The organism is Solemya elarraichensis gill symbiont, assembly GCF_002021095.1.
GTDB lineage: Bacteria > Pseudomonadota > Gammaproteobacteria > Chromatiales > Chromatiaceae.
Genome location: NZ_MPRK01000089.1, coordinates 1 through 6,688, shown reverse-complemented (window position 1 = coordinate 6,688; position 6,688 = coordinate 1). Strand labels below are relative to the sequence as shown.

9 protein-coding genes and 1 pseudogene are annotated in these 6,688 nt (G+C 53.2%); 5 read left to right on the top strand and 5 right to left on the bottom strand.

Annotation, left to right across the window (positions count from 1 at the left end; all coding sequences use genetic code 11):
* Window positions 1-566: pseudogene (locus tag BOW51_RS11110) on the top strand (hypothetical protein); the annotation flags it as partial.
* An 84-nt stretch (window positions 567-650) separates the two neighbouring features.
* Here BOW51_RS11110 and BOW51_RS05905 read toward each other — a convergent pair.
* The 3 genes from BOW51_RS05905 to BOW51_RS05895 form a co-directional block, all read right to left on the bottom strand.
* Entirely contained in the window at window positions 651-1,295 is a 645-nt protein-coding gene (locus BOW51_RS05905; protein WP_078476892.1) for a hypothetical protein, read from the bottom strand.
* A 71-nt stretch (window positions 1,296-1,366) separates the two neighbouring features.
* Window positions 1,367-1,699 (bottom strand): Rieske (2Fe-2S) protein, encoded by a 333-nt coding sequence (locus BOW51_RS05900; RefSeq protein ID WP_078476891.1) that lies wholly within the window; start codon window positions 1,697-1,699, stop codon window positions 1,367-1,369.
* Window positions 1,696-2,247, bottom strand: coding sequence for a chalcone isomerase family protein (locus tag BOW51_RS05895; protein WP_078476890.1), 552 nt, complete (start codon window positions 2,245-2,247; stop codon window positions 1,696-1,698). The genes BOW51_RS05900 and BOW51_RS05895 overlap by 4 nt, the downstream gene beginning before the upstream one ends.
* Before the next feature lie 126 nt (window positions 2,248-2,373).
* Here BOW51_RS05895 and BOW51_RS05890 point away from each other — a divergent pair, with 126 nt between their 5' ends.
* Entirely contained in the window at window positions 2,374-2,763 is a 390-nt protein-coding gene (locus BOW51_RS05890) for an HU family DNA-binding protein (protein WP_078476889.1), read from the top strand.
* A 105-nt stretch (window positions 2,764-2,868) separates the two neighbouring features.
* Here BOW51_RS05890 and BOW51_RS05885 read toward each other — a convergent pair whose 3' ends face one another.
* Window positions 2,869-3,375, bottom strand: coding sequence for a retropepsin-like aspartic protease family protein (locus BOW51_RS05885; RefSeq protein WP_078476888.1), 507 nt, complete (start codon window positions 3,373-3,375; stop codon window positions 2,869-2,871).
* Between the two features lie 34 nt (window positions 3,376-3,409).
* Window positions 3,410-4,006: an MlaC/ttg2D family ABC transporter substrate-binding protein gene (locus BOW51_RS05880; protein WP_167367248.1), complete on the bottom strand. Its 597-nt coding sequence runs from the start codon at window positions 4,004-4,006 to the stop codon at window positions 3,410-3,412.
* Between the two features lie 142 nt (window positions 4,007-4,148).
* On the opposite strand from BOW51_RS05880, the gene dusB reads away from it, so the two are divergent.
* The 3 genes from dusB to purH form a co-directional block, all read left to right on the top strand.
* On the top strand, window positions 4,149-5,153 hold the full coding sequence (gene dusB, locus BOW51_RS05875) for a tRNA dihydrouridine synthase DusB (protein WP_078476886.1): 1,005 nt from the start codon (window positions 4,149-4,151) through the stop codon (window positions 5,151-5,153).
* Entirely contained in the window at window positions 5,150-5,443 is a 294-nt protein-coding gene (fis, locus tag BOW51_RS05870; RefSeq protein ID WP_078476885.1) for a DNA-binding transcriptional regulator Fis, read from the top strand. Before dusB ends, fis begins: the two co-directional genes overlap by 4 nt.
* Window positions 5,444-5,474: 31 nt before the next feature.
* Window positions 5,475-6,688 (top strand): bifunctional phosphoribosylaminoimidazolecarboxamide formyltransferase/IMP cyclohydrolase (gene purH / locus BOW51_RS05865; RefSeq protein WP_078476884.1); only part of this gene is annotated, 1,214 nt, incomplete at its 3' end.

The following is a 6,688-nucleotide window of genomic DNA, read 5'->3' as shown; positions in this document are numbered from 1 at the left end:
CCAGCACTGAAGCCGCTCCGGCCGATGCAACATCTGCCGGCGGAAGAGATGCTCACAGGGCTGAAATGCAGGCACGCATGAAGGCACATCGTGAAGCCATGCAGAAACAGATGCAGGATCAGCATGCTGCCATGCGCAAGCGCATGGATACAGCCATCGACAACCTGCCTTCGGCCCCAATGATGGAACAGCCACCGGCACTTGCGAGCCAGCCAGGAACAGATGCACCAAAAGCACCTGCAGGTGCACAGCTGCCAACACCTGCCCCGATAGCAATGCCGGCACCAGCGCAAGTTCAGCGCCCGGCCCCTGTAACAAGGCCACCGGCAAGACTTGTTCAACGTCCTCGCCCTGCGCCGGTAGCAAGGCCAGAGCCAAGACCTGCACCACGTCCCCCGGCATACAGGCCTCCACAACAGCAGGACTACCGTTTCCGCCCTGCACCGGCCGGACCCTATGCTCCACCATCCGGGCCTTATGCGGCACCAACGGGGCCCTATGCAGCACCAACAGGACCCTATTATGCTCCACCACCTGGGCCCTACGCTCAACCGCCCCGCTGGTAAGCATTTTCAGCAAACTAAAAAGCCGCGTTTCGACGCGGCTTTTTTATCTTTAGCAAATCCTACTTGCCGTGCAAATACTCATGATCACTGAAAGTTGAAACCCACTCCGGCTTTAATCCAACCAGCACTGTCATAATCCAGCCATTCAATACAGCCTCTGGAAACAGCATCAGCGGAATCCAGATAACAAAACCATTCCACAATGACTCGAACGGTTCGCCCGACAGCAACAACAGGCTTATCGTGACAGCTGCGGCGCTCATCATGGATGATTGCACCCGTAAAGAATGCATTGAAAAAGATATAGATAAAAAAGTGCTTTGGCAGCAGCGAGCGCACCAGCACCAGCACCAGCAGAAACCAGGTCATCATCACGGGCACCAGGATAGAGACCAGGCTGGAGGGCAGAAATGCCAGCCACTCACCTTGCTGTGTCAGGATCAGGCCAGCGAGTACAAACGAGCCGCCAATGATGGCGAACTGCCAGCCTACCATCAGGGTTAGGGAGGTCATTGCCGAGAGATGAAAAACTGCACCAGCCTCAATCTCTGTTCCCAGCATCCAGAAAAACAGTATGCCGACAAGTGCAGCGAAATAGGTGTTTGAGTTCTCACGCACCATGAGTTTCTGCCATGGTGCGTAGCGAACAGCTGCATAAAGCGTCAACAAGTAGAGCAAGCCACACACGACGAGCAATTGCGGAAGAAGCTGATCACTGGATAAATACATGCTGCTATTTTATCAGCACACTCCGCATGGCGTATTGAGATTAGACACTTTCCTTTATCCGGCCGTATCAATCACTCGCTCAGCCACAGCTCTCCATCGCGATTCTCCAGTTTCAGACCCTGTAACGACTGGCCTACACAAGGCCCCCTGATACAGAGCCCTGTTTGCACTTCAAACAGAGCCCCATGCAGGGAGCACTGAATATGACAATTTTCAACATCCAGAAACTGGTCGGGCACCCACTCAAGATTGACGCCTGTATGCGGACAACTGTTACGGAATGCACTCACCGAGCCGCCCTGGTGAACTATGAAAACCGCTGTTTCCTGTCCATCTATTTTGACACGGAAACCACGGCTACCCGGATCAGCAACCTCCTCCAGCCTGCACAGAAAATGACTCACTGGCCAAGCATTGCCTCTTTCAGGTCACCAGTTACAGGCTTCTTGCCAAGCCAGATACTCTTCAGTGCCCGGTTGAAATCGGCACCCTTGACGACGCCTTTCGAAGCACCATTAATCACGACCTCTGTGCCCTTGCCCGGAATGTAATCGAGGGCGACATGATCCCCGTCACGTAAATCGGGAAACATTGCATTGAACCTGGCAACACGTGGCTTCAATGACGCCAGTGTGGCAGCATCAAGATTCTTCTCCAACCCATCATTCAATGCAGCAACCATCTTTTTCTTCCCGACCGAGTAGACAAGCTGCATACCGATACGGCTCTTAACATCCGCATCAATCACTGCCTTCGCATTACTCTGCTTTTTCGCAAGATAGAGCGAACCAACGTATACCTTGACGATAAACTTGGAACGAATACCAGCACCGTTAAGCGTGAGGGTCTCCCCGCCAATTGTAATTTTGTTGCTGACCTCGACACCTGCAACCTCAATCGCCAACGCCGGCATTGCCAGAATCAGCATCAGAAATAAACTTGTTATCCTCATTTTTTACTATCCCCTTTTATATATATGTACTTGCACTCTACATAATTTTGCTGTTAAGAGGAATAAACTGTGCTATTTTCCATATGCCATACAATCTTTTATCTCTAAGTAGGAGGAGTCCTGAAGATGGCCGCAAAAAAGAAAGCCGCAAAAAAGAAGAGTACAGCCAAAAAAGCTGCACCAGCAAAAAAGCTCACAGCTATTCGCGCAAAGATGACAAAAGCGCAGGTTGTTGATTCAATCGCTGCTGATACTGGCATGACCAAGAAAGAGGTTGCCGCTGTATTTTCAAGCCTTGGTGAACTCGTTACCCGTCACATGAAGCGTAACGGTTCAGGCGAATTCCAGATCCCTGACACCAGCGTTAAGATCGCACGCGTGAAAAAGCCCAGGCGCAAAGCGCGCATGGGGCGCAACCCTGCAACTGGCGAAAGCATCAAGATTGCTGCCAAGCCAGCACATACAGGCATCAAAGTTACCGCCCTCAAAGCACTGAAGGATACGGTTTCAGCCTGATCACTATGACTGCTCCCGGTTGTTAACCGGATGCAGCATGTGAAACAGATAAGGGGCGCTGATGCGCCCCTTGTTAATTTATACGTCAGGCAATCGCCGTTGTAATCACTCTCTCTGCAACAGCAGCGTCTTGCCCTTCTGTATCAGCGTCAGTCGTCTCAGAAAACTCATACCTAGCAGTACCTCGTCACCAAGTGAAGGCATCACCACCGCCGGCACCCGCTCAATGGATATTCCACCGAGAGAGACTTCGTCAAGTAGCGTGGCATTGCCGTAAACAACTCCGTTTGCTGTCTGCATTTGGCGCTGCGGTCCCAGTTCAAGTCCAAGCTTGCGCGCAAGCCTCTTGTCTATTGCAACAAAGGTTGCACCTGTCTCCAGCAGAAAACGAACCTGGTGCTGATTGATCAGGCCATTGGCAACATAGTGGCCGGCACGATTCTGCTGCAACATGACCTGCAGCTTGCCGTCAGCTCCATGTGTTGCCTGGGGTGAGGAGTTGGGATTTTCCTGCTTGTTCAGAAAGATCGATGCAGCCCAGGTCAGCACAAGCAGCAGCCCGACCCAGGCTGCAATGGTCATGCCAACGCCGATTTTGCGTGATTCACTCATTCAACGCCACTGCACCGGTCACAGGTGCTGCAGATCAGCGCATCACCTTGCGGAAGTAATTCCTGTAGTAGACGATGGCGCTCGCACCATTGCCGACCACGTCATACACTTTCCAGCCCTTCTTTGTCTGGTGCATACGAAAATCGATGCGACCGGGATAACGACCGGGATTATTCACCAGCGCGGAGACCATCACTTGTCCACGCCTGTTGCGACGTGGTGGAAGGTAAGCCACATCCTGGTTGTCATACATCGCGAGCTTCTCTGCAAGTGAAGCGAGAAACATCACTTCCATCTTTTTCGCAAGACGGGCTTTCTGAGCGTCATCCATGTACCGGTATAGTGGACCTGCAGATGCCTGGCTCATGAATTCAAAGTCAAATCCGGGTGCGATCTTCTCTTCCAGATATGTACCAAGTTCGGCAATCGACGGGCCATTACGCAAAAACTGGATCAGCGTATCCAGTCCCTGTTTCAATTCTACTGCCGGATTACTTGCTGCAGCTTCACTCTTGGCTGAGACAGGTACTGCTGCCGGTGCTGCATCCTGTTCCGGCTTCACCTGTATCCCAGCCGAAGCAACTGAAACGCTCAATAGCGTGGCAACAGCAACTACATAGGTTAATTTCACAATATACTCCTGTGGTTCTGTTTTAATTATCAACAGACATGATACCCAATGGTCGCGATTCAGCACAGCACTTCCGAAAAGCGGCAAAAAGGCGTAGCATTACTAATTTCCAATAATAAAATAAATGCCTGCAAATTGACCGATGCAGATTGGCTCCTATCGCTTTGACAAACCACTGATACTGGCCCCCATGGCCGGCGTAACGGATCGGCCATTTCGCCAGCTGTGCCGCAGCCTGGGTGCGGACCTGGCTGTCTCCGAAATGGTAACGGCCGATACCAGCCTGTGGGGAAGCAAAAAAACGCTCAGCCGCCTTAATCATGCCGGTGAGCAGGGCCCGAGATGGGTGCAGATCGTCGGCGCCGATCCGGCCAAAATGGCGCAGGCGGCGCGTATCAATGCCGACCTTGGCGCTGACATCATCGACATCAACATGGGATGCCCGGCTAAAAAAGTCTGCACGGTTGCAGCCGGCTCGGCACTGATGCGGGATGAATTGCTGGTTGGAAGAATTCTGGAGGCCGTGGTTAGCGCCAGCGAAAAGCCGGTAACGCTTAAAATTCGTACTGGCTGGGATCACACCAGCAGGAATGCGGAACAGATCGCCCATATCGCCGAAATGGCAGGAGTCGCTGCACTAAGCGTGCATGGACGTACCCGTGCCGACAAGTTTGCAGGCGACGCCGAATACTCCACCATTCGCAAGGTCAAGCAGTGCGTGAACATCCCGGTCATCGCCAATGGTGATATCGATTCACCGCTCAAGGCCCGCAGGGTGTTTAAGGAGACGCAGGCCGACGCACTGATGATCGGACGCGCAGCACAGGGCAGGCCGTGGATTTTTGACGAAATGCGTCACTTCCTTGATACAGGGCAAGAACTGCCGCCAATGCCGACTGATAAAATAGCGAAATACCTGCTGGAGCACCTTGAAGAGCTCTACAGATTTTATGGTGCAGAGCACGGCGTGCGTATCGCGCGCAAGCATATCGGCTGGTACAGCAGAAGTCAGCAAGATGCAGGACGTTTTCGTGATGCCGTCTTTAAAACAACATCACCATCAGACCAGAAAAGAGTGGTCGAAGAATATTTCAATAACATCGGGCAACAGACCCGAGTACTGAAGGGAGCAGCTCGCGCAGCATGAAAAAAAGCGTTACACAAGAAACAAACACCCGTACATTCTTCTCGGTACCCAAGGAGGCTGACGGTGAACCTCTCAGCCAGTGCGTCAGACGCGCTGTCGATGACTACTTTTCACACCTCAATGGCCATGATGCCGAGGGGCTTTACACGCTGGTGCTACGCGAAATCGAAAAGCCCCTGCTCGAATCCGTGATGGAGCAGACGCGAGGCAACCAGAGCCGCGCGGCACAGGTACTCGGCATGAGCCGCAGCACCCTGCGAAAGAAACTTCACACCTATTCTATCGATTAAACAAAATTCAAGACCCCAGGGGACAACACCAATGTCAAACAAGATGACACGTGCACTGATCAGTGTTTCCGATAAAACCGGCATTGTCGAATTTGCCCAGGCGCTGCACCAGCGCGGCATAGAAATTCTCTCGACAGGCGGTACCGCCAAACTGCTGGCTGACAATGGCGTACCGGTCATCGAGGTTGGTGATTACACCGGCTTTCCTGAAATGATGGACGGTCGCGTCAAGACGCTGCACCCGAAAGTCCACGGCGGCATACTGGGTCGCCGCGGTACCGATGAGAAAGTGATGCAGGAGCATGGCATTCCACCGATTGATCTCATTTGCGTCAATCTTTACCCCTTTGAAGAGACCATCGCCAAGCCTGACTGCGATCTGCCGACTGCCATCGAGAACATCGACATTGGCGGCCCGACCATGCTGCGTGCAGCTGCCAAAAATCATGCTGCCGTGACAGTCATTGTAGACAGTGTCGATTACCAGCGTGTACTCGACGAGGTCGATGCAGATGGAAATACATCGGATGAGACCCGCTTCGACCTGGCGGTGAAAACATTCGAACACACTGCGCGCTACGATGGTCTCATCGCCAATCACCTCGGTTCAATTGTCGAGAACGGCGAAGCAGGCGGCCTGCCGCGCACATTCAACGTGCAGTTCAGCAAGGCACAGGGCATGCGCTACGGTGAGAACCCGCACCAGAATGCAGCATTCTATATCTCTCCGAATCAGCAGGATGCCAGCATCTCGACATCGCGTCAGCTGCAGGGAAAGGAACTCTCATTCAACAATATCGCCGATACAGATGCGGCCCTCGAGTGCGTCAAGCAGTTCCCGTTAGCGACCGACGGCCCCGCCTGTGTCATCGTCAAACATGCCAACCCTTGTGGCGTTGCTATCGGCACAAGCCAGCTTGAGGCATATGACCGAGCCTATGCGACTGATCCGGAATCCGCTTTCGGCGGAATTATCGCCTTCAACGGCGAGCTCGACGCAGAAACTGCCAGCGCAATTGTCGAACGCCAGTTTGTCGAAGTCATTATCGCGCCTTCCGTTGCCCCGGCAGCCCTGGAAGTTGTCGCAGCGAAAAAGAACCTGCGCCTGCTCGAGTGTGGCATATGGAACGAGAGCGCTGCTCGACTCGACTACAAGCGCGTCAACGGCGGCCTGCTGGTTCAGGATGCCGACCTACTGCTGCACAATGAGCTCAAGGTCGTCACCAAACGTGAGCCGAGCGAAGA

What these genes read in the sequence shown, in the direction of transcription:
- fis (WP_078476885.1), top strand. Translation starts at nt 5,150, where the DNA reads ATGAAAAAAAGCGTTACACAAGAAACAAACACCCGTACATTCTTCTCG.
- BOW51_RS05890 (WP_078476889.1), top strand. Translation starts at nt 2,374, where the DNA reads ATGGCCGCAAAAAAGAAAGCCGCAAAAAAGAAGAGTACAGCCAAAAAA.
- dusB (WP_078476886.1), top strand. Translation starts at nt 4,149, where the DNA reads ATGCAGATTGGCTCCTATCGCTTTGACAAACCACTGATACTGGCCCCC.
- BOW51_RS05885 (WP_078476888.1), bottom strand. Translation starts at nt 3,375, where the DNA reads ATGAGTGAATCACGCAAAATCGGCGTTGGCATGACCATTGCAGCCTGG.
- BOW51_RS05905 (WP_078476892.1), bottom strand. Translation starts at nt 1,295, where the DNA reads ATGTATTTATCCAGTGATCAGCTTCTTCCGCAATTGCTCGTCGTGTGT.
- BOW51_RS05895 (WP_078476890.1), bottom strand. Translation starts at nt 2,247, where the DNA reads ATGAGGATAACAAGTTTATTTCTGATGCTGATTCTGGCAATGCCGGCG.